At 62.0% G+C, this 21681-nt stretch carries 24 protein-coding genes; 8 read left to right on the top strand and 16 right to left on the bottom strand.

Annotation, left to right across the window (positions count from 1 at the left end; translation table 11 throughout):
* Positions 1-133: 133 nt before the first annotated feature.
* The 5 genes from ACIPY2_RS19610 (at position 134) to ACIPY2_RS19630 (ending at position 5552) form a co-directional block, all read left to right on the top strand.
* Positions 134-784, top strand: a complete 651-nt coding sequence (locus ACIPY2_RS19610) for a hypothetical protein (protein ID WP_400268075.1) — start codon at positions 134-136, stop codon at positions 782-784.
* Positions 785-1033: 249 nt separating this feature from the next.
* Positions 1034-2803: a zinc-ribbon domain-containing protein gene (locus ACIPY2_RS19615; RefSeq protein ID WP_400268158.1), complete on the top strand. Its 1770-nt coding sequence runs from the start codon at positions 1034-1036 to the stop codon at positions 2801-2803.
* A gap of 173 nt (positions 2804-2976) precedes the next feature.
* Complete coding sequence (locus ACIPY2_RS19620) at positions 2977-3126, top strand: hypothetical protein (RefSeq protein ID WP_400268076.1); 150 nt, start codon at positions 2977-2979, stop codon at positions 3124-3126.
* A gap of 468 nt (positions 3127-3594) precedes the next feature.
* A complete protein-coding gene (locus ACIPY2_RS19625) occupies positions 3595-4401 on the top strand; it encodes a hypothetical protein (protein ID WP_400268077.1) in 807 nt (268 codons plus the stop codon).
* A gap of 59 nt (positions 4402-4460) precedes the next feature.
* Positions 4461-5552 carry an XRE family transcriptional regulator gene (locus ACIPY2_RS19630; protein ID WP_400268078.1) on the top strand — a complete coding sequence of 364 codons (1092 nt, stop codon included), beginning with the start codon at positions 4461-4463 and terminating at the stop codon, positions 5550-5552.
* 331 nt (positions 5553-5883) lie between these two features.
* Here ACIPY2_RS19630 and ACIPY2_RS19635 read toward each other — a convergent pair whose 3' ends face one another.
* From ACIPY2_RS19635 to ACIPY2_RS19645, 3 genes are read right to left on the bottom strand one after another with little or no spacing between them, the layout of a single operon-like run.
* Complete coding sequence (locus ACIPY2_RS19635) at positions 5884-7101, bottom strand: hypothetical protein (protein WP_400268079.1); 1218 nt, start codon at positions 7099-7101, stop codon at positions 5884-5886.
* Between the two features lie 30 nt (positions 7102-7131).
* Positions 7132-8760 (bottom strand): relaxase/mobilization nuclease domain-containing protein, encoded by a 1629-nt coding sequence (locus ACIPY2_RS19640; protein WP_400268080.1) that lies wholly within the window; start codon positions 8758-8760, stop codon positions 7132-7134.
* A complete protein-coding gene (locus tag ACIPY2_RS19645) occupies positions 8757-9161 on the bottom strand; it encodes a plasmid mobilization protein (RefSeq protein ID WP_400268081.1) in 405 nt (134 codons plus the stop codon). Before ACIPY2_RS19645 ends, ACIPY2_RS19640 begins: the two co-directional genes overlap by 4 nt.
* A gap of 228 nt (positions 9162-9389) precedes the next feature.
* On the opposite strand from ACIPY2_RS19645, the gene ACIPY2_RS19650 reads away from it, so the two are divergent.
* Both ACIPY2_RS19650 and ACIPY2_RS19655 read left to right on the top strand, forming a co-directional pair.
* A complete protein-coding gene (locus tag ACIPY2_RS19650) occupies positions 9390-10682 on the top strand; it encodes a hypothetical protein (RefSeq protein WP_400268082.1) in 1293 nt (430 codons plus the stop codon).
* A 33-nt stretch (positions 10683-10715) separates the two neighbouring features.
* Complete coding sequence (locus ACIPY2_RS19655; RefSeq protein WP_400268083.1) at positions 10716-11024, top strand: hypothetical protein; 309 nt, start codon at positions 10716-10718, stop codon at positions 11022-11024.
* A 545-nt stretch (positions 11025-11569) separates the two neighbouring features.
* Here the strand turns inward: ACIPY2_RS19655 and ACIPY2_RS19660 are convergent.
* The 9 genes from ACIPY2_RS19660 to dprA all read right to left on the bottom strand — a co-directional run bounded on the left by ACIPY2_RS19660 (position 11570) and on the right by dprA (position 18249).
* Positions 11570-11725: a hypothetical protein gene (locus tag ACIPY2_RS19660; protein WP_400268084.1), complete on the bottom strand. Its 156-nt coding sequence runs from the start codon at positions 11723-11725 to the stop codon at positions 11570-11572.
* 46 nt (positions 11726-11771) lie between these two features.
* A complete protein-coding gene (locus ACIPY2_RS19665; protein ID WP_400268085.1) occupies positions 11772-12155 on the bottom strand; it encodes a hypothetical protein in 384 nt (127 codons plus the stop codon).
* 30 nt (positions 12156-12185) lie between these two features.
* Complete coding sequence (locus tag ACIPY2_RS19670; protein WP_400268086.1) at positions 12186-12593, bottom strand: hypothetical protein; 408 nt, start codon at positions 12591-12593, stop codon at positions 12186-12188.
* A gap of 156 nt (positions 12594-12749) precedes the next feature.
* Entirely contained in the window at positions 12750-13622 is an 873-nt protein-coding gene (locus ACIPY2_RS19675) for a single-stranded DNA-binding protein (RefSeq protein ID WP_400268087.1), read from the bottom strand.
* A gap of 5 nt (positions 13623-13627) precedes the next feature.
* Positions 13628-13894, bottom strand: coding sequence for a glutaredoxin family protein (locus tag ACIPY2_RS19680; RefSeq protein WP_400268088.1), 267 nt, complete (start codon positions 13892-13894; stop codon positions 13628-13630).
* Positions 13895-14320: 426 nt separating this feature from the next.
* Positions 14321-14650, bottom strand: coding sequence for a hypothetical protein (locus ACIPY2_RS19685; protein ID WP_400268089.1), 330 nt, complete (start codon positions 14648-14650; stop codon positions 14321-14323).
* A 285-nt stretch (positions 14651-14935) separates the two neighbouring features.
* The gene (locus ACIPY2_RS19690; protein ID WP_400268090.1) at positions 14936-16291 is read right to left on the bottom strand and encodes a ParB/RepB/Spo0J family partition protein; all 1356 of its coding nucleotides are present in this window, start codon (positions 16289-16291) and stop codon (positions 14936-14938) included.
* Between the two features lie 579 nt (positions 16292-16870).
* Positions 16871-17263, bottom strand: coding sequence for a hypothetical protein (locus tag ACIPY2_RS19695; protein ID WP_400268091.1), 393 nt, complete (start codon positions 17261-17263; stop codon positions 16871-16873).
* A 62-nt stretch (positions 17264-17325) separates the two neighbouring features.
* Positions 17326-18249, bottom strand: a complete 924-nt coding sequence (dprA, locus tag ACIPY2_RS19700; protein ID WP_400268092.1) for a DNA-processing protein DprA — start codon at positions 18247-18249, stop codon at positions 17326-17328.
* 453 nt (positions 18250-18702) lie between these two features.
* Between dprA and ACIPY2_RS19705 the strand changes: the two genes are divergently transcribed.
* Positions 18703-18930 carry a hypothetical protein gene (locus ACIPY2_RS19705; RefSeq protein ID WP_400268093.1) on the top strand — a complete coding sequence of 76 codons (228 nt, stop codon included), beginning with the start codon at positions 18703-18705 and terminating at the stop codon, positions 18928-18930.
* 82 nt (positions 18931-19012) lie between these two features.
* On the opposite strand, the gene ACIPY2_RS19710 is transcribed toward ACIPY2_RS19705, so the two are convergent.
* The 4 genes from ACIPY2_RS19710 to ACIPY2_RS19725 form a co-directional block, all read right to left on the bottom strand.
* Entirely contained in the window at positions 19013-19162 is a 150-nt protein-coding gene (locus ACIPY2_RS19710) for a hypothetical protein (RefSeq protein ID WP_400268094.1), read from the bottom strand.
* A gap of 181 nt (positions 19163-19343) precedes the next feature.
* On the bottom strand, positions 19344-20327 hold the full coding sequence (locus ACIPY2_RS19715) for a DUF4192 domain-containing protein (RefSeq protein WP_400268095.1): 984 nt from the start codon (positions 20325-20327) through the stop codon (positions 19344-19346).
* Between the two features lie 78 nt (positions 20328-20405).
* A complete protein-coding gene (locus ACIPY2_RS19720) occupies positions 20406-20756 on the bottom strand; it encodes a hypothetical protein (protein ID WP_400268096.1) in 351 nt (116 codons plus the stop codon).
* A gap of 532 nt (positions 20757-21288) precedes the next feature.
* A complete protein-coding gene (locus ACIPY2_RS19725; RefSeq protein WP_400268097.1) occupies positions 21289-21591 on the bottom strand; it encodes a hypothetical protein in 303 nt (100 codons plus the stop codon).
* Between the last annotated feature and the right edge of the window lie 90 nt (positions 21592-21681).

The following is a 21681-nucleotide window of genomic DNA, read 5'->3' on the forward strand; positions in this document are numbered from 1 at the left end:
TCGTCAATGCGTTCTGACCTGCGCAAACGTTGGATACGTCGCGGGACGGGAGTTCTCGCAGCTACTTCCACTCCCGTTGTTTCTGCGCCGATAATGGACCTTATGTAAACTAAAGTTGCCTAATAATCCCCTCTTGGCAACAAATATTGTCATCAGGCATACTGGTCACTGTACCTACCGCAGGCCGCTGAAGGGAAACGTGATGGGCTGGTTTACCGAGGGCAGCGACCACGAAGGCTACGTCGTGTGCGTCTTCGCCGACGGCATGTACGGCTCCGGCGGAAAAAACAGGCAGATCAGCCTGATGACGCCCGACGGCAAGACCATCTGGGAGAACGACGACGATCCGAACAGTGCGGCATGGCGGCCGCCATCGCAGGTGGTCGGCTGGAAAGTCGCGTGTAGTTGCGGGCCGTTCAACAAGCACGTCATCCTCGATCCTCTGTGGACGAGGGTTTGGGATCGTGCAGACGAGGACTTCGCCGGCGGCCGCATCTACGCCGGGGATCCCTCCAGTGATGACCCTGAATATGTCAGCGACCGGGAAGACCTGGAACCACTATTCCTGGACGTGTGGCACCGCCACCTCGCCCCGGACCTGCACCTCCACACCATTAGCACCCTCGGTGGAGAACTCAAGAAGATCGAGGCCCAGCTCGACGAGGCCGTGGCCGCAGCCCGCGCCGACGGCGTTTCTTGGGACAAAATCGGCAGAGCTTACGGAATCACCCGGCAAGGAGCACGGAAGCGCTGGGACGCCCAGTCATCCAGCAACGACGAGTGACTAAGTCTTCTGCCATCGCTCATTGGACACGTTGTCAGGGGTCGAGGTTTAGCGGGCGAAGTGTTGAGCGTAGGCTCCTGACCGGTTGGGCGGGGCCGGCACGAGCTTGCTGTACGCTCACCTTCAGTCCTGAGAAACCCCACTGGAATTCGGCAAAGGAGCGCAGTGGAAAAGCTTTGTAGTGTGGAAGGCTGCGGCCCCGCAAAAGTTCTGAACCGAGGCATGTGCAGAAAGCACTACCAGCGTTTCATGAAAAACGGTCAGTCGGAGCTGGTTCCAAGACCTCAACAGAAGCCTCCCAGAATTAGCCTTCGTCAGTCTTTTCCAGCACTGGCCAATGAATGGCACCCAACAGAAAACGGTGATCTCACACCTGATCACGTGTCAGCGGGATCGTCGAAAAAGGTCTGGTGGCTCGGCGCCTGCGGTCACCCTTGGGACGCGACCATCCACAGCCGCACGATCGGCGGCGGATGCCCGTATTGCGGGAACCGTAAAGTCGGATACGGTAACGACTTAGCAAGCAAGTTCCCTGAAGTTGCAGCAACTTGGCACCCGACAAAGAATGGCCTCCGGACCCCCGATAAGGTCGCGCCGCGATCCAACTCAAAGGCTTGGTGGCTTGGCGAATGCGGTCATCCCTGGGAGGCCGTGGTTGCGAACCGCACCAACAAGATCCGATCTGGATGCCCTTACTGCGCCAACCAGAAGGTAGGCTTCGGCAATGATCTCGCCACGCGATTCCCCGAGCTGAGCAAAGAGTGGCATCCAACCAAGAACGGGGAGCTTACGCCAAGCCAAGTTACGTCTGGGGCTAGGAGCAACGTTTGGTGGCTCTGCAGCAGGGGCCACGAGTGGCGGGCGATGGTGTTCAAGCGGTCCAGTGGTGCCGCATGCGAGAAGTGCAAGTTGGTGGGTCTGTCAGAGCTCGAGATCAGCCTATTCGCAGAGCTCCGGGCTGTCCTCGGCGAGCACCTGGCCCCGATCAAGCACGACGTCAGAATTGCAACGGCCAGCGGGGCGAAGATTCGAGTAGATGTAATTGTTGGCAGCATTGCCGTCGAATTCGACGGCTCGTATTGGCACGAAGGCAAGGAAGACAGGGACCGGGAAAAGACCGACCAGCTACGGGAAGTGGGATACCAAGTCATCCGAGTGCGCGAGCACCCACTGGAGGCCCTTTCCAGTCAAGATGCGCTCGTCCGGCGGGCGCCTACGGGCCATCAAGTCGCGACGGCAGCACTGGGAATGATGCTGCCTGTTGGCCTTATCCAGGACGTGGCGGCGGAGTCTGCAAGAAAATACATCCGTAACGGAATCGCCGTCGCGGAAACTGATGCACGACAGATCACGACGAGGCTGCGGCTCCGAGAGTACGGGAAGCTGTCGCTGGCCAGCAAGTTCCCGGCTGTCGCGGGTGAGTGGCACCCCCAGTTGAACGGAGATTTAACGCCAGCCCAGGTGATGGCCCACTCGGGTAAACCGGCATGGTGGCTGTGCCCCGCCGGTCACGCATACCTTACGCCTATTGTGCAAAGAACGACTGACGGGACGGGATGTGGGCAGTGCTCCGGGCGCTACGTCACCCCGGCGACGTCACTTGCCGTCATCCGCCCCAACTTGGCCAGCCAATGGCACCCCACACTCAACGGTCAGCTTACGCCGGAGGATGTGTTGCCACACTCAGGCCTGACGGTCTGGTGGCTTTGCGCCGAGGGGCACGCCACCCAGGACAAGGTGAGGGACCGGGCCAAGGGGATGGTCTGTCAGGACTGCCCGAAATCACGCCGCCGGGCAGAAACGTCGCTCGCCGCGCGCTTCCCCAAATTGGCTGGACAGTGGCACCCCACCATGAACGGCAAACTGACACCCCACGACGTGCGCCCCTATCTGAACCAGCTCGTCTGGTGGCTGTGTCCTAACGGCCACTCCACCGAGGACACACTGAACGCCCGGTCGCGAGGAAGGGCATGCCAGGAGTGCCCTGGTGCACGTCCACGTAAGCCAAAAGGGAGCTAGAGTGCTCCGTTCGCCGGTCACATGTCCTGCTTGGCGCTTGCGCGCCCACCCCCCACGAGGCCATGTAGCACGAAGACCCTGCAGACGTTTCCGTCCCAAAAGCAGCCTTCGCTGGGAGCCGCGGCCGCGCCTGCTTCATGGACACGCTCATTGCCGGAGCCTAGGCTGTGGGCATGAGTGAAAATCCCGGCAACACTCCCTCCGAGCCCGACGAGGACTCACGGGAAAGCAGTATTCCACCGGATGCTTTCTCGCCGGTTATTGACCCGGACCTGATTCCCGACGACGCACCGGCAGACAAGGCCGAACATCAGGAGCCCTGAAACGGGTCCGGCACCCACAAACGACCGACGTCCGGAACATCAATGGGAGCCACCCGTCAAGACGGCCCAAATCAACGGACTCACGACGTCCCCACGGATCCACGACCCGCGACACACGCATGCTTCCTGGTTCATTCAGGAACGGGCTCTGCCGCTATTCGAAATCTCCCGCGCCTGGGTCACGCGTCCGTGAGGACAACCGAACAGATCTACGGCCACCTAATGCCACAAGCACTTCAGGACGGCGCGGACGCCACGGAACGCGAAGTTCAAGCCTTCATCCACTGGCGCTCCCCCAGCGGCTCTTCGACGAAGTCTGCCTATCGCATCAGATGAATCAATTCGCCCCGTCCCCTTGAGCCATTCTTGAGCAAACTTTGAGCCAGTCCGGGAAGGCTAATGTCCTATTTCCGTAGTATTCTAAAGCTGCAGAGTCGATATGAGGCATAAAAGAAAAGTTGGGGACACGTGGATACTAGCTCCGTTAGCGCAAGTGCAGAGGCGACATTCGGCAGCCTGGCAGTGCAGTTGCCACCGATTATCAGCGAAGCCATGAACACAGCCCATGAGCTGGCGCTGAAAGCCCATCTCTCAGGCGAGATGGATCGACACGATACTTACGGCCACACGCTCAAAGTCAAAATGCATGAGGTGCTCGCCGAGGCGGTCCGGCACGTGCCCGGTGTAATCATGAGGAAACCAGCCGGTGGGCGCTTTCCGTTGCCCGTTATACAAGAAACAGCTGTCGCACTCCTCCCTCTCCGTTACTCCACTGACAGGAAAGAATCACGCGAAAGCGCCAAGATCAATCTGTCGGAGTTGCGCCGTTCGTTGCTGGCGTTGGTCACTCCCTCAGCCACAAAATCACTGCAGCTCAGCATCGAGGACGCCATGGCGGACGATTTCGATATGGATGCTCACTTCCAGGAGATGGATGACATCGATGAACAACTTGCTGCCTTCGGTCGCGTTGTGACGATTGGTTTCGGAAGTAACCCGAGCGCGGGGCTCTGGGGACTCGGTTGGGGAGACCTTCGCCTTGCAGAAACGGGTGATAAAACAGCCTGGGAATCGTGGAACGACCTCCCCGACCCTGTTCCCGGGGGGCTGAGCAATAGTCCGACAGTGGAGCTTCGCGTGGTTGATACCGTAAAGCCTGTCTACTTTGACCAGACTGACGAGGCTGACGAGCTAGAACTTTCTCCACGAAGTCCCTCCACGTACTCGCATGAAGAATCAGCGTCCGCCCGGGCCTCAGGAGATTCCGCAACCTAATGAGAGTTACCGACACTTCCCATTTTGGGTTCGGACGTCTGTCTCCATCGGATGTGTCAATGGCATTCGACCCACGCAGACTGGTTCAAGCAAGACAACTTGCCGGCTTGACCAAGACAACCGTCGCAAAGGAGATAGGCGTCTCCCCTATGGCGGTAGGGCACTGGGAGACGGGAACGAACCCTCCCAGACCTGACCACATCGGGGCGTTGTCATCGCTACTGGATGTTCCCGTAGCATTCCTTGCAACGGGTAGGCCTCATACTCCTGTGGCTGAATCCGACGCCCACTTCCGCAGTTTGCGCCGCACTCCCACGCATCAGCGGAAGAAGGCGACTTCCTATGTCGAGCAGGTATGGGAACTAGCGCTTGTGTTGGAGAAACATGTGCGACTCCCCCAGATCGATCTTCCGGGATACGACAACGGCGAAGTTACCCCAGTTGATAGCCGCCCGGCTGAAGCGGCACAAATGCTTCGCAAAGAGTGGGGATTAGGCAGGGGCCCGATTCCGCGTGTTGTCAGGACGATGGAAAAACATGGCATTGTCGTAACTTTGTCAGAATTCGCAGGTGATGCCACGCCTACGATCGACGCTTTCTCTACTTCACGTTTACCCCGTCCCATCGTCGTCCTAACACCCGAGCGCGCCCGCGACGTATTTCGGCATCGCTTCACTGCAGCGCACGAACTCGGCCATCTCATCCTTCACGGAGATGCACCCCCCGGCGACCTGAAGCTCGAAAAGGAAGCAGATGAGTTCGCAGCTGAGTTCTTAACCCCAGCCGCTGAGATATCTCAACGGCTGCCCACCCGGCTCAACCTTCAGGTCCTGGATGCTTTAAGCAAGGAATGGGGAGTCTCGATAGAAAGCCTCATATATCGATGCAGAGAGCTGGGAACCATCTCGGAGGCGGCCTATAGACGGGCCTTCCAACGACTCAATCAGCTCCGAAAAGTAGACCTTTTCGTTCATAGTCCAGTCCACCAACATCCCGGAGAAATCCCGACGATGCTCCAAAGTGCTCAGCGGATCGCCGCTGAAAACGGAATAAGCCTGATGGCCTTGGCAGATGAACTTGCCATCAAGCCTTCCAGAGTGAGAATGCTCCTGGGGCAGGTAGACGAACGCCCACAACTTCGACTCGTGTAGAGGCCCGAGCAAACTGGGTACTCCGCTGGTCAGTGATTGCGGGTTGCGTTTCTTGCGATAGGAGCCGGCGCCCCGAGCGGGTCCTGCTTCTTGCTCCTTTCAGCGCCGAATTGGGGGCTTGATAGTCCGCAGCCAGATTGCTGCTAAGACCCATTTTTCCATGGCTTGAATCTCCCGGTAGCGGGCGCGGTCAACCAACTTCCTAAATTGGTACCAAAGACAGCGCCCGTTAGCGGTCGATCGCTGCGGCTACCTAGAAAGCGAACCCAGAAGAGAGACTGCGGAAATGCATTCTCCCTTTCTCGTGCGCCTATTCACTCGGAACGGTCTTCTAGCGGCTGAGGCCGTTCTTACTTCTTTCAGCTCCCACGGACGCCCCTGTGCGGGATTTCCGGGCCTTGGTGGCCTTCCCGCTTGTCACTGCTGCGCTGGGGTGTGTGCCTTCGCTGCGGGCGGCTGCGAGTCGGCCTCGGATCTGGGTTTCGTTGGCGCCAGTGCCGGCGAGGGATTCCGCGAATTTCTGGTGGTGTTCTGCGGAGCCGTAGCTGGCCTGTGCAGCGGTTTCGGCTTTCAGGCCTTGGTCTTTTAGCCGGCTGCTGTTGTTGTCGATGACGCGGTTTTCGATCTTCCGTCCGATGCCTTCCATGCGGGCGAAGAGTTCCTTCTCTGCCCTCTCGTACCGCTGCTCCTGGGGCGACCAGGTGTCGCCCATGAATCCTCCCTCTGCCAGAAGTCTGGCTTCGTGCAGGTTCTTGGCGGCGTCTACGAAGGCAGGGTCCTTGAAGTGATCCTGGCCAGCTCCGTTGACGTTTGCGGTGGTTTCTTTACGGAGTTGGTCAAGGTTGGGGCCGTTGATGCCGTCCTTGCCGATCAGGAACATGCGTTCCTTCACGGCGGCGTCCGCTAGCTCCAACGCTTTGGGGGTTTTCGCGTTGTGTGCCTGCTGAAGGGCTTTGGTCAGTTCGGGGTTGGCCAGGTACTCCACTGGCACCTGGTGGCGCTCCATTTCAGGGGCGAGTTGCGCAGCTTGGGCACGGAGTTCTTCGACGCGGGCGGCTGCGAGGAGCTGCATGGCCTTCTCGTGTTCCGCAGCTGCTTGCCGGGCTTTTGCCTCTGCCTCCTGCCGGGCCTTTTCGATGGTGACGGTGTGGATACCTGATTCAAGATATGCGGTGTCCGCGCCGACGTCGTGAGTGTCAATTCCGTAGCGTGTCAGGACTTCCTGCCGGATCCTCTCGGAGGCTGTAAGGGCTGTGGGATCATGGTCCTTCCAGCCTTCTGCGACGGCGTACGCCGTGGCGATATCGGAGGCGTGGGCTTTGTCCCACCACTGGTCTTTCTCCACCGGGGCAAGGGCTGCGTAGGCGGCGCCGCGGTCAGCTGCCAAGCGCGCTGCGGCTTCGTGCGCTGCTTGTGAATCTGCGTGTTCCTGTTGACGCTGGGATTCCTGACGTTTGCGCGCCAAGGTTTCCGCGATGCGGGATGCGATCATCAGCGATTGCCGCAGGCCGCCGTCTACTACATCGTCCATTCCGTCTGATTCACTCATGGTGTTCCCCTTGCACTAGTGGTGCGATTCTTATCGGTCGAGTACGGGCCCGGATTCGCGCCCAGTTCGCGTCGGTGTCTTGGCCGGTGTGCCTGTGCCCGGAACAACCGAACCAGGCCGGATAGGTGCCATACCGCGCAGCCCAAGCTCCACAGGGTTCGGGGCAGCTTCACGCTCTACCGGCTGCCCCTCAGCTCCGACCCCAACGGGGCGGGGCATGGTCGCCGCGAACGGTTTGAGCTGGGTTGCCACGACAGCCCGGATCCTCTCCGCTTCCCGCGTCCGCCCCGACTGCAGATGCATGTCGTAAATGGCGGCAGCCAAGTTGGCCAGCTGCACCATCAGTGCCGCCTGCGCCGCCGTCTTGTTCTGACTCGATGCCGCTAGGAACAACATCGCGGTGCCAGCAATGGACGGCAGGGTAACAGGTCTGCTGTGCGCTTGGGGTGCACGGAGCTGGGCGGTGCGGGACAACTCCGCAGCGGTTGCGGCCAGTGGTCCCGGTGTGGGTTCGAGACGGTGTGACCATGCTGCAAAGGCTCCGGAAACTTCCCGTGCTGCCTTTGCCCAAGTGGCATGATCCTCAAGCGGGATGGAGCGTAGTTGCTCCGCCAACGCGGCAGCGTTGCGGGTGTACTCCACCCACACCTGGGGCGACGGCGTCGCCTTCTCTGGTCCGGTCCTGGAGACGCTGCGCTTGTTGCGTGCAGCCGCGTTCCATTCAGCCGCGGCATCGGTCGCGGCATGGGGTGAGTCCATCCAGGCTTCACGCAGGGCACCGAGCTTCAAGTCCGACGCGAGCGTGCCACCACCGAACCAGATGGGACGCTCCCCCGGCTTGGGTCGTTCAGCCACGGAGTACCCGACGATGACGTCGGTGGTGTTCTTCGCATAACGCGGACGAAGCAGCATTCCCGTTTCGCGGGCTCGGCGTACGAACTCGCCTTCGGTTGCTGAGGCGCTGGCGCTGGCGCGCACCCTTCGTGCCAGTGAGGCGCGGTGCATTTCGCGTTCGTCCCGAACAGCGGTCGCCCTTTCTGCCCGGTCGTAACCACGCGTGGCGTACACACTCGACAGCTGTTCCAGACCGTACTTAACTTCCAGGTCACGGCAGGTCTGCTGCGCGCGTTTGTAGTCCCCGTGGGTGGAGGCCTTGGTGCCGTCCTCACGGACCAAGGAGACGGCGATGTGGATGTGGTGATTGCCGTTCTCACTCGTGCCGTGATTGATCGCTGCCCAGCGGCATTGGGCCTTTCCACTGGCCGCGGAGAAGCCCATCGCATCAACAAAGTCATTGGCAATGTCACCCCATTGCTGGTCCGTCAGTGCACCTTCCTCGGCGCGCAGACTCAGCGAGCAGTGCCATACGGACGCGTCCTTGTAGCCGACGTGAACGCGTTCCTTCTTCGCCGTGTCCCAGGCGAAGTCCTTGACCTGAACCGAGACGTCAAACATCTTGCGTGGACGGTCCAGATGCTTCGCGATCGCAATCGCGTCGTCGTGGTCCAGGACGCCGTCGTCGTACCACGCCATGATGGCCGCGTCCCCGGCCACCAGGTGAGGATCGCTGTGGGCGTTCTTCGTCTTGTCCGTATCCGTGGAGGCCAGGTACACCATCAGGCCGGCCATCCGGGAACCGCGGGTGATGTTCGGAATCATCTCAACATCAACCCATCGATCGCATCATCAATCCGCATGGCCACCGAACGGATATGCTTCAGCGCTTCACGGGCTTCGACGGGGAACTCCCCCGTCGCATTGGCCTGCCGGGCGAGCTGGTTGATGTTGTTCGACGAACGTGCCAAAAGGTTATGCAACTGCATCAACTCAGCAGCGATGGCCCGTCGCTCGGTCGGTGAATCCGTGCCGTCTGCCAGAGCGGATGAGACCAACAGGTTCGGGACAGTCACCTTCTCCCGCTCGGCCCTGGCCAGAAGCGCCGCTTCCTCTTCCGCCGTGACCCACACCTCGCGGCGCTTCTTCGTCCCCGACGGAGAGTTCGCACGCCGACGGCGCGACAGATTGGGACGCTGAGTGGTCTCTTCATCCGCCAATTCCAATCCCGCTCTCTCAACGGCCCAGCGCAGCGACCCCGAACCGGGACCACACTGACCAGTGTGCCGTACTCGACCACCGGGTGTCGAGCACGACAAGCCACTTACACCCGTGTAAGTGTATAGCTTGCTCCGTCGGCTTCTTTCAGCGGTATCCGTCAGCGTGCCTAGTGGCTCGGGAGCGGTGGAGGCGCTAGGCTGGGGCCACGTACGACGACTATCCAGGGGGATGACATGCGTCAGACAATCAATCAGGCACTCGACCTGCCCATCAACAGCGTCACCTACCAGCCAACCACCGGCACCGACCGCGGAACACTGATGATCACACTCCAAGCAGACCGGCAGGCCGGCAGCTGGGACCTCTGGAACGACGTCACCGCACGCCTCGACGGCGACCCCTACGCAGCCATGCTGATGATCGACAAGGCCGCCTCACGGCACCTCCAAGAACACGCCGCGACAACCGCGATGCTGGCCTACGACGCCAAAGAAATTCACCTCTACCTCCCGGTGCCGCTCACAGCCGACACCCGTGCAGGTACTGCTGAACTTGCACCCCATCAAACTCAGCTGCAGCCCGCCTTCCGGGATTCCATCCGGGGCGTACTGCCAGCAGAACATCACGCCCAGACAGACGCCCTGGCGGCGTACGCCGTCAGCCAAGTTCCCAGCCAGGACGACGTCACCGCAGCATTCCAGGCCACGACCATGGCCGACGCCGTGAGGGAATTCGACAACAACCAGGAACCACCAACCCTGCGGGCCGAACCCACCGCCGCGGCAACAACCAGGCTCCTACCAAACACGCACGACACCCTCCCCGGGGAAGCAGTGACCCCTGAAGCCGGGGACGACTCGCTCAACGTCGCTAAGGCCTACTACGTCGAACCAACATTCTCCGAGCCGGGACAGGTCGTGGCGGAATTCAACGTACCCACCAAACCCACCCCCAGCAAGCACCTGATCGAGGATGCAACACGCATCCTCGTGGACGCCGGAACAGACCACGTGGCCGGCACCATCGAGTCCCTGGCGACCGACTACCTACGGAACGCAACAGGAACCACAGCCCGCATCCACGACGACGGAACCATCCTCAGCATCCGGGCACAGCTCCCTGACGACAACAACACTTCCCGGGCGGACACCGCCGTCCTGAACGGTGCTCAATCCGAGGCGCTGCCCGGCATCGAACAAGCAGTCAGAAACGCTCTCCCCGCCCAGGTCCAGGAACACGCCACCGCCCTGGCGGTGACCATTGCCAAGGAACTCCCGGAACCGGCACAAGTCACCGATGCCTACAACCAACCAACCCTTGCCGAAGTACTGGACTACCACCAACGCCGATATGGCACTCCCCTGGTCCAGCCCCTCGCGACACCAACGCCGGCAGCGTTGCAGACCTACCAGCGCTCCTTCCCGGCCCACCCCTCGGCCGCACTGACCGGCACCACTGAAACAGCCAAAGCATCAACCACAAGCACCGGCCACGCCACGCACCAGCAGCTCGGCCACGAACGCTAAGCCACCCCCGTCAAGAAAGGCGCCGAACACACCATGACCATCAACATCGAACAGACCAAAGAACAAGCACGAGCCCTCCTGAACTCACGCATCAGCTCAGTCGAAGAACTCGTCAAGGCACGCCAAAGAGTCATCGACCTCAAAGAACAACTCGCCAACGCCGAACGCGACGACAAACGCGCCTACGTCAAAGCAACCAGGGACGGCTGGAGCGCCGAGGAACTCAAAAAACTCGGCCTCGAACCCGCGGCGGCGACCCGCCGCCGCAAAGCCAACAACAAGTCCTCAGACTCCCCCGCGGACGCACCGCAGCCCGCGTCCGAAAACCACCACCAGAACTAAACCCCTCGCCCACATGTGCACGGCAAAAGCTACAACCCTCCGGGCTTTTCCCGCACCCATGTGGATGACGGGACCCACCCGACCGGCTGCACACAACCCCCACGTCACCACCGAAATAGCCTCACCACACGTGGGCGGTGGTCATGCACAGCCTCCACCCCATCTGGTCACCAACCGGCTCCGTTTCCCATGGTCCAAGACTGGCGTTGCCGTCGCACCGTGGGAGCGGGGCTGGGTTTCTTTTCGGCCTTGACGACACCCAGGGTTGTCGCGGGGCAGGGCATATTCGGGCACGGAACCACCAGTGCGGGAAGGCTTCTCAAACGGCAGGGGGATTTCCGCTGGAGGTACTCGAAGATTCCTCCAGGACCCGCCACCCGCACACCCGCGACCACAGCTCGAAGACAGTCAGGGCCCGTACCTATTGGTACGGGCCCTGACTGCGTGTTCATCAATTCTTAGGGTTGATCCCCAAGGTCTCCGGTGAGGTGGGGAAACTTACCTTCCCAGAGCTTCCGACATCTCACCGGGAGCATCAGCTGGGGTCAGATCCTGCATAGAAGTTCGGCATTGAGAAGGTCCGCCTGGTCCTTCTGGGTTCCCTCGCGCAGCACCGCCTGGTACGCCTTAATGACACCTTCGGGCTGGCTCAGATCACACTCCGCCACTGGTCCCCAGTACACGTGACGCGGCAAAGTCATCTGCCCTTCCGCCGGCCCCTGAAGGTCACTGAACCGGTCAGGTATCTCATAGGGCACGACGTCCTGAATAAGGACTCGCTCCACCGGCCGAGGAACGCCGGGGGTGGGCTTGGGCCCGGTCCCCCCACACTGCCGTTTCTGCTCTCGTTCGGCGCCCAGGGCGGAGCTGCCCGGCTTCAACTCCCGGCCATTTCCTGCCCTCGTTGTACTTGCGCTGCAGCCGACGCAGTTCACGTCGCGCGGCTGCTTCAACGAAGTCCGTAATGGACGCATAGCCTTCCAGTTCCCCGACCGCCTGAACGGCCGCCCGGATCTGTTGCAGGTCCTCGTCCGTGAAGTAAGGACTCTTCTTCCCACTCGACTTCATGCCACCCACCCCGGATGAGAGGCGCAGGTACCAAGCACGGTTCCAAGGGACATTGTTGTTCACGTCTTTCTGATATTCGGTAGAGCAGTTGAGCTAACGGGTTGTCAGGAAAAAGCCCAGGGCTACGCCGAGGACAATGACGCCCGCAACGATGATCTCGAACGTCCGATCCCAGCGGTTCCTGCGGGCAAGGCGTTGTCCCCATCCACCGGAAGATGTATCGGCCAATTGCTCCCATGCCCGCCGGCGAATGTCTGGGTCATTGGCAGCCTTTGCCACCTCCGCATCGCTCCAGGAAGGCCCGTTCCAGCCCTTTTGTCCCTGCCCGGTCCCAGCTTCCCGAATGAGCATCCTGAACGCATCGTCACGAGCGCTGCCTGGTCGGGCAAAAAACGGTGACTCGTACCGGGCGTGTCGCTCCTGGACGTAGTCATAGAGGTCTCCCGAAGTCGGGCCCAAGAGTCCTCGTAGCCGGGTGTCCGGTCGCTTCTTCTTCGCCATCAAATGTCCTCTTCCGTCTGCGCTACCGTCCGAGACGGGCTGGTGCCGATTACTTTCCGCAGTCCTCACTGTGAGCCAAGCTCTTCACGCCTACACCGTGGACTGGAGTTGGTGACGTGGGGGCCACCATAACAGCAGCCCTCGACACCACCGGGTTTAGAACGGGGGTTCAGTATCCGGGCCGTTGCCCCAGGAGCCGGCGTTCGCGTGCGAGGCCGCAGCCCACGGGTCGTCCTGCTGGCTCTGCTGCCGGGTAGAGGGTTCGTTGCCGAAGCCTGCCCCGTTTCCTGCGCCCGGGTTGTTGCTGCGCTGGGTGCGGTTTACCTTGGCGTTCGCGTACCGCAGGGACGGGCCGATCTCGTCGACTTCAAGTTCAATGACGGTGCGCTTTTCGCCCTCTTTGGTCTCATACGAGCGGGACTTCAACCGTCCGGAGACGATAACTCGGGTGCCTTTGGTCAGGGACTCGGCGACGTTCTCTGCCGCTTCCCGCCAGACGCTTGCCCGGAGGAACAGTGTCTCGCCGTCCTTCCACTCGTTCGACTGGCGGTCGAAGGTTCTCGGTGTTGAGGCGATGGTGAAATTCGCTACTGCGGATCCCGACGGGGTGAAGCGCAGCTCGGGGTCGTTGGTGAGGTTTCCGATGACTGTGATGGTGGTTTCGCCGGCCATGATGGTTCCTTTTCCTCGTGTGCTGGTAGTGGTGTTCTCGGTGCGTGGTGCGGTTTCGTTCTGAGGTTCGGTCTTACCTGGTTGATCGTGCGTGGGGTCGGTGGGTTGGTGCTGGTCTGCGGTGTGTTCGTCCCAGAGACCGCCGGCCCCGAGTGGAGCCCGGTTCATCACCTCGAAGTACCGGTCATCGCCTCCCTGGTAGGGGACGGCGTAGAAGCCGTCATACAGGTCGATGACCTCGGGCTCTACCGGGTCGGGGATGATCGTGCCGCTGGTGTTGGCCTGCCGGAACAGGTCCACTTCCAACGGGATCCTGGGGCTGAGCTTGAACCCGTCGACGGGGTGCGGCGTGGTCATGGTCCTCACGCTGCCTTGTGGCTCATGGCTGCTTGGACGAGTTTGTCGCGGCGCAGTCCGGACCAGTGGTCCTGGTCGTCAGTGTTGTTCACCACGACGGGCGCCTGGGAGTAGCCCAGTTCGGTGCTGATGTATTCCAGGGCCGCCGGCACTTCGGTGATGTCAACGACGGTGTAGGTGATGCCCTTGGAGTCGAAGTACTCCTTGGTGCGGTCGCAGTTCGGGCACTGGGGCTTGGTGTAAACCGTGTAATCAGTGGTTGAAAAAGTCATTTTCAGTCCTGCGTTTCGTATCAGTTTTGGTGAGGTTCGCCTGTCTGACTTGCTACCTTAATTCTAGCGTTTATCCGATCGGATAACAACCGTTTTGCCGCTTATTCTAGGGATTTTTTCGATCTCTTTGGTATCAAACTGTGCACGTTTGAGGGGCGGGTTTGGTATTCCACGAAGCAGCCAGACGGTACTCCCCCGGCCTCTTTAAAAGCTGCCCTGGGCGGTGGCGATGGTGCCTGTGTGAGTTGGGTGGGTGTGCCCCATAGTGTGGTCCCGGCTGAAAAGACCTGTCCCGAATCGGTGGCTGGCCGGCGGCGGTTCTTGGCCCATGGGAAAGGTGCCCGGTTTTGCTGGTTAAACAAAGCAGGACCGGCGCGGGCCGGCCCTGCTTCGCTCTCCTCGGACAAAGGAAATCTGTGGTTCAGTCTAGCGGACCCTGTCTGCGCTGCCTGATTGGTTCTCGCTCGCTTTCCTGCGTCCTGAAAGCCAAAGGACCAGGCCGATCACCAGCGCGGTTCCTCCGACAATGAGGCCCCCGCCCAGGTTGCCGAGCACGATAAGGGTGGTCAGGGGCGTGGCGATGGCCAACGCGAAAGCAAGATCCATCTCCTTGGGAAACCCTCGCCGGCAAAGAGCGACGACCACGAGGTATGCCGCAGCAAACGCGGTGCTGACCAGCACTGTCGGCAGCAACGAATCAGTAGTGCCGGTGAAATCGAAAGTGTTGTTCATGGCCTGGATGAGGGGGTTGTTCATGGTGTTCCTCTCCTTGGATGTTATGCCCAGCCTTTCGCCTACCGGGGGCCCTGACAACGATGTCTTGAATGATCAGTGAAGGGGACGCACCGGCTGGTGCGGCGCTGTACTGGCTGTGCGGTTTCCCTGAGTGGCGGCTAATGGCGGTCCGCCGCTGGTGATCGGCTGCTGTGGTTCGCCCTGGGCGGCGGACCGCCCGCCGTTTGGGAGGTTCCCGGCCCTGTTCGTGGTGAGTGGCCCGGGGGCCTTGCCGGGCGGTGGGGGTTCCGCCCGGCAAGGGAACTCTTATGCCGCGTCTTCCTCGTCGGTTTCTTCTTCGGCGGGTTTGCCGCTGTCGATGATGATCCGCTCAACCTCGGACGGGGTGTATCCCCAGATGACGAGCTGGTTCAAATAGTCCATGTGGCTTTGGAACGGGTTCCGCCACGAGTCCTTGGCAATGGTCTTCTCATATCCGGCGCAGACCAGCGCGATCAGGGAGAACTCAGGCCGGGCCGTGGACTTGGCCACGTGATCCCGAAGCGGGTTCCACCCCCATGACTTCTCACCGTCGGTCTTAGCGCTGACCATTTCGGCGGCAACGTCTCCGTCGTAAGTCCGGGCGACGTCGGTATGGTGCGTGATCGCATGGATGGTGAAGTACTGCCAGCCCTTCGGTGCCTGCTTCTTCGCCAGCAGGGTTTTGACGAACTCCCGGCGCACGGTCGTGGCCGATTCCATGGCCTTGTTGTTGGCGATCAGGGTTTTCCGCTCGGCCTTCTGTTCCTCGGTCATCGGGCCCTTGGTGGCCGATGACGAGTGGTAGCTGTACCGCTCGGTGAATCCAAGTTCCTTCCACCCGACAATCACCGGGACAGTGGAGAACTGGCCCCGGTAGTCCTGAAGGATGTAGACGGCGTTCGCGTCGTCCTCGGCGGCGGGTTCCCCATCGGCCCGCTTCAGGGACGTGACAGCGGCGGTGTCGTTATCGTCGTAGCCGGGCCTTTCAACAATGGTTTTCCCGGTTGCTGCGACTTCTGCGGTGTACGCGGCCAGGGCGGCGACGCGTTCGCGTTCGTCCCGGAGTTGCTGGGCAACATGGAACAACTGGTCCGGTTCGTCCGCAATGACTGATTCCAGCTCTGCGGTCGCTTCCTCATCCCCTTCGAACTCGGCCATGATGAGGGCTTCCTCGATGGTGTGCCCCTTGCCCAGGGCGGCGGTCCCGGCATCGGATGCTTTGGCTTTCAACGCACCCTCAACGGCGGCCTTTTTCCGTCCGGTCTTCTTCGCGATCGCTGCTGCCGAGACGCCCAGAAGGGACAGCTGGTGGTAGGCGTCGGCTTCATCAGCGTCCGTCATCGCCGCGCGCTGGACGTTCTCCACTACCTGCGAGACGATCCGTTCGGCGTCCTGCGCGGAGGCGGTGATCATCACCGGAATCAGGGGGCACTGGGCTTCGACGGCCCCAAGGGTACGGCGTTGGCCCATGCGTACGTGCACGGTGCCGTCCTCGTTGCGGTGCGCGATGACCGGTTCGATGACGCCGTGTTCTTTGATGCTGGCGATGAATTCCGGGGTCAGGGCTGCGTCTTTGCGGACGTTGATGTCCACGATCAAGGTGGTGGGGTCGAGCATTTCCAGTGTGGGTGCTGCGTTCATGGTGTGTGTCCTTCTTGTCCGAGAAGTTGGGCGGGTGGGGCGCTCGTAGTGACCGGCCAGCTCCCCTGTCCCCCCGTTGTTTTTTGGCTGCTGGCGAAGCTTGCGGAGCTGTGGCCGACGGAGGCCTGTCTACCCTTGGGCAAGGGGCCGGAAATTCCCGGAGGAAATAAGCGACGCAGGAGCGCCGCAGGGCATTTCCTGCACCGCAGGCCCCGGAGCCTGCGGAGGGGCTAGACGGGGTGGAGCGGGCACGTACAATCCGAAGGACAGCAGCCAAAAAACGTCGTAGACACAACAGGTCCGGGCACGGCGGAGCTCTGCGACGACGGGACCGGGCCCAACAGCCGGCCACGGAGCGAAGCGCAGAGGCCGCCCAAAAGGGTGCGAGCCCTGGCGAGCATGCTTTCCCTGGTCCAGGCGGATCCGCTCAGGTCAGTCCCCGGCTGGGCTTGCCGCACGCACCAGGTGAGCACAGCTGGTCCCTTTGCGGGAACGGCGGTCCGCCGCCGGGAACCACCCACCCAGGCTGGCCACCCGCGGCGGACCGCCCGCCACAACCGGCGAACGGCCCACCTTTTGCTAGATAGCCCTGTCTGTCGCGTGTTTGTTGAACCGGCGGAAGTTCGTCGCGATCTCTTTGGCGATGTCGGCCATCAGCGTCCCGGGCGTAGTGGTCTTCTGCTCGTCATCGGAGAACTCCACCGGTTCGCCGTCCTCGTCGTACTGGTCCGGTCCGTAGTGGAGATCTGCTGTCGTGAACTCGGATTCCTGGGGTGCGTTCCAGCTGTACGATCCGGGTCCGATCAGGAACGTGTGGCTGCCTTCCTCCTGGAGGAAGAAGGTTGCGGTGCCTCCCCCGGTCTGTCCGACGTGAAGGTCCAGGCCTTCAGCTTTCATTGCGTCCACCAGTTCCCGGGCGGGAAACCATTCAATCTCGTCGGTGCTCTGTCGTGCGTTGCTGCTGCTATTCATGGTCTTCTCTCCTTGACGAATGGGGGCGGTGGCCGGGACGGGTGTCCCGGCCACCGGTTTCTCTAGCTGGCGAGTAGTTGGGCTACTTCGCTCGCGTCGGAAACCAGTGCTGCCGTGCCGTCCTGCAGGAGGATGTGGCAGCCTGCGGAATTCGCGCTGTGCACGCTTCCGGGTACTGCCGCGACGTGACGGGCGATGGTTTCTGCGTGGTGCGCTGTGTTCAGCGCGCCCGAGCGCCACCGGGCTTCAACGACACAGGTCACTCCGGCCAGGGCGGCAATGATGCGGTTCCGGTCCATGAAGCGTGCCCGCGTGGGCGCGGTTCCGAGGGGCTGTTCGGAGACGATCAGGCCGCTGGCTTTGATCGCGGCCGCGAGGTCCGAGTTGCCGGACGGGTAAACCCGGTCAAGACCACCAGCTGCGACGGCGATTGTCGCCGGTCCGGTCCCGGTAGTGCCAGCAAGGGCAGCGCGGTGGGCGTGGGCGTCGATGCCGTAGGCAAGACCGGAGATAACGCAGATCCCCCGCCGAGCCAGTCCTTGAGCGATTTCGGCGGTGACGGCGGCGCCGTAGCTGGTGGAATCACGGGAGCCGGTCAATGCCGCTGCGCGGTGCGGGGCAGGGATTCCCTGGGCGATGTTCCCGATGTACCAGAGCCCATAGGGCGGGTTGGGCAGGTCGTCCAGTCCTTCGGGCCAGTGTTCATCCCCCGGGATCAGGAAACCGCCGCCAAGATCCTCGATGGCCTTCAACTCGGCCTCAATGACGGGGGTGTCGAGTTCCCGCGGTGCCGGTGCCCAGCGATCCAGCCTTTCCGAGAGTTCTTCAGCGGTGACGTCCCAGAAGGGAAACAGAGGACGGGCGCGCAGTGCCATACGGTAGGCGGCGTGTGCCCCATGACAGGCTACAAGCTGACGGGCTACGTCATCACCCGGGGCGAACATGCGGGTCAGGGCTGCGCGGGCGATACGGTTTTCGTCGTTCATGGTGTTTGTCCTTCTTGTCCGAGAAGTTGGGTGGGTGGGGCGACCAATGGTGACCGGCCAGCTTCCCCTCTCCCCCCGTTGTTTTTTGGCTGCTGGCGAAGCTTGCGGAGCTGTGGCCGACGGAGGCCTGTCTACCCTTGGGCAAGGTGTGGGAAATTCCCGGAGGAAATAAGCGACGCAGGAGCGCCGCAGGGCATTTCCTGCACCGCAGGCCCCGGAGCTTGCGGAGGGGCTAGACGGGGTGGAGCGGGCACGTACAATCCGAAGGACAGCAGCCAAAAAACGTCGTAGACACATAAGGACCGGGCACGCCGGAGCTCTGCGACGACGGGACCGGGCCCAACAGCCGGCCACGGAGCGAAGCGCAGAGGCCGCCCGTCAACTGGTTGGAGCGCAGCGGAAACCAGGGCGAGCACTGCGAGCCTGCTTTCAGGGCTTGAGTAGGGTGGGTGCATGACTGATCCGGCACCGCGGCCCGGAACCAACCGGCCTCGCCGGGGTCCTGGTTGGCTGCGCTTCCTGGCGGTGTTGTTCACCGCGGCCGCCGCTGCTTCGCTGTTGTTGGTGGCCATTGATGTGATCGTTGGACGCCCTGCAGCAGGGGATCTGTTTATCAGCGGGTTGAACGCTCTGGCCGCTGTGGTGTTGTGGCGCGTGGGCTTAAAACGAGCAGGGGCATGACGAAGGGCCGGCCTTTTGGCCGGCCCTTCTGGTTTCCTCGGACAAAGGAAAATTGGTGGTGCAGCGTCGTTGCTGCGCGGGTTTAGAAGTCGTGGTGTTCCTGGGGGCGGGCGAAATCCACCGGACCCAGGGATTCGTTGGCGGTGAGTAGCTGCAGCTCAATGACGTCTTCGAGGAAGCTCGCCCCTGGTGTTGGTTTGTCGTCCTCGGTCAGGATGTATTCGGTTCCCATGCTGGATCTCCTGGTGCAGTGTTCTCGTTGGAATCACTGTAGCCGTGGATCCTTTGCGTTGGCTGGGCTGCCGCTGCGCCCGCGCCAGCGTTATGGCGGCCGGGGGAGCTCTAGCGGCGGAGGCCGCCCCGCGAGACTGAAGGCCGGGCAGGACCTTTGCTGATCCTGCCCGGCCCGACCGTTAGCTGCTGTGGCGCCTGTAGGCAGTGCCCGGGTTCTTAGCCACCTCTGCGAGGTGGACACTGCCAATCAGGTCATACAGCAGCTCTGCGAACCGGTAACCGGGTACGTCCTCGACGGCCAGTTTCAGGTATCGCGCGGCGTGCTTTCCGTATCCTTTGAGCCATTGCAGCCAACCCATGACCGTCAGCATGGGTGCGCGTTGGCCTTCCGGGACTGCCTTCATCAGTTCAAAGGCGACAGCTTCGGCATGGTCCACGCGCTTCCAGTCAGGACTGCCGTCGAACTTGCCCAAAATGATGTCAATGAAGACGCCGTTGTTCGTGGTGATGATGTCGGCCATGAGGAAGTCCCTGATGTAGGTGTCCTGAAACCATGCCGCCAGTTTCCGTGCGGTCTCGTGGTCCGGCATCCCGGAGGCGTCCAGCGCGGTTTCCCATTCGCGGCGTGCCTGATCGAGGGCTTCCTCCGTGCGGACCGGAACCTGCACCGGTTCAACCCATTTGCCCAGCAGGGGCGGGTTGTAGACGTCCACGCTGGGGACGCTTCCCCTGAAGGTCAAAGTGGCGTTGGCGTTGCTGTCCTTGATCTGATCCAGCGGGTTCCGCTCCGTGCTGCCGTAGGCTGCCCAGTGGGTGCTGGTGACGAGGTAGACCTTGCGGACGGGCATGCGCGCGGTGGCCAGTTCGTTGCCCAGGGCTGCGACGTGCGCGGCGAAGGGAAACCGCTCATCGGTGCCGGTTTCGTCGGTGTAGACAACGAGATAGCTGGCCGTTGCATTCTCATCCTGTGCCGCAAAGCTGGTCACGGTCTGGGCGAATCCTTCCGGGGCGGAGTCCATGGGTGCATCCACGCGCAGCGTGGCGCCAAGTGCTCCGCTGGTGGCCGTAAGCACGACAAAGGATTCCGTGGGGGTTCCCCCGAGCAGGTGCGGAATGTAGGCGAGCAGGTCGGCGGGTCCGGTGAGGGTGAGTTTTTCAGTCATGATGTGGTGCTCCTTCTTGTCCGAGAAGTTGGTGGGTGGGGCGGCCGGGGACGCCGGGTTCCCGGCCGCCGTTGGCAGTTAGGCCGCTGGTTGGATCAGTGGGGCGTCGAACAAGGTTTCGGCGCGGTGGATCAGGTAGTCCGGCACGTCGGTGTCGTGGTTCATACCTGCCCGGCCCAGGAACACGGCGTTCCCTGTCACCGGAAGGTCCAGCCCGGCGTCGTGGAGCAGTTGCACGGCCCGGACGTTCGAGGGGCCGGTGGTTTGCGTTTCCGCGTTCAGGTAGACCTGCCAGTCGCCGCAGGCGATGCTTTCGAGTTCGCCGCCGACGATGATCTGAAGGCTCGTGTGCCGGGCGTCGAGGCTGTGCACGGTGACGCCCTCGCTCAGACGTGCTGGGATGTACAGCGCAATCAGATGGGTAAGCATGGTGTTGCTCCTTCTTGTCCGAGAAGTTGGGTGGGTGGGGCGACCAATGGTGACCGGCCAGCTCCCCTGTCCCCCCGTTGTTTTTTGGCTGCTGGCGAAGCTTGCGGAGCTGTGGCCGACGGAGGCCTGTCTACCCTTGGGCAAGGGGCCGGAAATTCCCGGAGGAAATAAGCGACGCAGGAGCGCCGCAGGGCATTTCCTGCACCGCAGGCCCCGGAGCCTGCGGAGGGGCTAGACGGGGTGGAGCGGGCACGTACAATCCGAAGGACAGCAGCCAAAAAACGTCGTAGACACATAAGGACCGGGCACGCCGGAGCTCTGCGACGACGGGACCGGGCCCAACAGCCGGCCACGGAGCGAAGCGCAGAGGCCGCCCGTCAACTGGTTGGAGCGCAGCGGAAACCAGGGCGAGCACTGCGAGCCTGCTTCTCGTCAGGTTGGGTTGGTACGGTGGGTGTTGTCCCGCCTAGTTCCCCCAATCCCAGGCGGGACACTTGTTTCAGAAGCGGTCCCGATGGGAATACGCGACTTCCTAACCCGGCGCACCCTGCCGGCTGAGGTCGATCACCCAGCTGCGCTGATGCCGGCCCCACCCATAGGGCAGGAGCCGGCGGCAGCGTTGGAGCTGACCACGGAGCAGCTGGCAGACCTTGAGGCTGCCCGGGCTGAATTGCTGCAGCTCGCCGCCGAGATCGGGGTGAAGAGCCTGACCGCGTGCCCGCGCGACGGGAGCCGTTGGCAGGATGATCCTGCGACCATCAGGAGGATCACCGCTGTCCTGAAGGAAGCGCACCTGGAGGACCGGCCGGGGTGGGCCTGCCCGTGGCAGACCCACCCCCGATCCGGCCTAGCTGCCGTCTTCTTTGGAGACTTTCGCGTTGGCCCGGTACGCCATGATCGAGGCTCCCAGCGCGGTGAGCGAGAG

Source organism: Paenarthrobacter sp. NPDC089675, from assembly GCF_044749185.1.
GTDB lineage: Bacteria > Actinomycetota > Actinomycetes > Actinomycetales > Micrococcaceae > Arthrobacter.

What these genes read in the sequence shown, in the direction of transcription:
- ACIPY2_RS19710 (WP_400268094.1), bottom strand. Translation starts at nt 19,162, where the DNA reads ATGGGAACCGAATACATCCTGACCGAGGACGACAAACCAACACCAGGG.
- ACIPY2_RS19690 (WP_400268090.1), bottom strand. Translation starts at nt 16,291, where the DNA reads ATGAACGCAGCACCCACACTGGAAATGCTCGACCCCACCACCTTGATC.
- dprA (WP_400268092.1), bottom strand. Translation starts at nt 18,249, where the DNA reads ATGAACGACGAAAACCGTATCGCCCGCGCAGCCCTGACCCGCATGTTC.
- ACIPY2_RS19650 (WP_400268082.1), top strand. Translation starts at nt 9,390, where the DNA reads ATGCGTCAGACAATCAATCAGGCACTCGACCTGCCCATCAACAGCGTC.
- ACIPY2_RS19705 (WP_400268093.1), top strand. Translation starts at nt 18,703, where the DNA reads ATGACTGATCCGGCACCGCGGCCCGGAACCAACCGGCCTCGCCGGGGT.
- ACIPY2_RS19670 (WP_400268086.1), bottom strand. Translation starts at nt 12,593, where the DNA reads ATGGCGAAGAAGAAGCGACCGGACACCCGGCTACGAGGACTCTTGGGC.
- ACIPY2_RS19675 (WP_400268087.1), bottom strand. Translation starts at nt 13,622, where the DNA reads ATGACCACGCCGCACCCCGTCGACGGGTTCAAGCTCAGCCCCAGGATC.
- ACIPY2_RS19695 (WP_400268091.1), bottom strand. Translation starts at nt 17,263, where the DNA reads ATGAATAGCAGCAGCAACGCACGACAGAGCACCGACGAGATTGAATGG.
- ACIPY2_RS19655 (WP_400268083.1), top strand. Translation starts at nt 10,716, where the DNA reads ATGACCATCAACATCGAACAGACCAAAGAACAAGCACGAGCCCTCCTG.
- ACIPY2_RS19680 (WP_400268088.1), bottom strand. Translation starts at nt 13,894, where the DNA reads ATGACTTTTTCAACCACTGATTACACGGTTTACACCAAGCCCCAGTGC.
- ACIPY2_RS19635 (WP_400268079.1), bottom strand. Translation starts at nt 7,101, where the DNA reads ATGAGTGAATCAGACGGAATGGACGATGTAGTAGACGGCGGCCTGCGG.
- ACIPY2_RS19630 (WP_400268078.1), top strand. Translation starts at nt 4,461, where the DNA reads ATGGCATTCGACCCACGCAGACTGGTTCAAGCAAGACAACTTGCCGGC.
- ACIPY2_RS19660 (WP_400268084.1), bottom strand. Translation starts at nt 11,725, where the DNA reads ATGACTTTGCCGCGTCACGTGTACTGGGGACCAGTGGCGGAGTGTGAT.
- ACIPY2_RS19620 (WP_400268076.1), top strand. Translation starts at nt 2,977, where the DNA reads ATGAGTGAAAATCCCGGCAACACTCCCTCCGAGCCCGACGAGGACTCA.
- ACIPY2_RS19615 (WP_400268158.1), top strand. Translation starts at nt 1,034, where the DNA reads ATGAAAAACGGTCAGTCGGAGCTGGTTCCAAGACCTCAACAGAAGCCT.
- ACIPY2_RS19685 (WP_400268089.1), bottom strand. Translation starts at nt 14,650, where the DNA reads ATGAACAACCCCCTCATCCAGGCCATGAACAACACTTTCGATTTCACC.
- ACIPY2_RS19715 (WP_400268095.1), bottom strand. Translation starts at nt 20,327, where the DNA reads ATGACTGAAAAACTCACCCTCACCGGACCCGCCGACCTGCTCGCCTAC.
- ACIPY2_RS19640 (WP_400268080.1), bottom strand. Translation starts at nt 8,760, where the DNA reads ATGATTCCGAACATCACCCGCGGTTCCCGGATGGCCGGCCTGATGGTG.
- ACIPY2_RS19720 (WP_400268096.1), bottom strand. Translation starts at nt 20,756, where the DNA reads ATGCTTACCCATCTGATTGCGCTGTACATCCCAGCACGTCTGAGCGAG.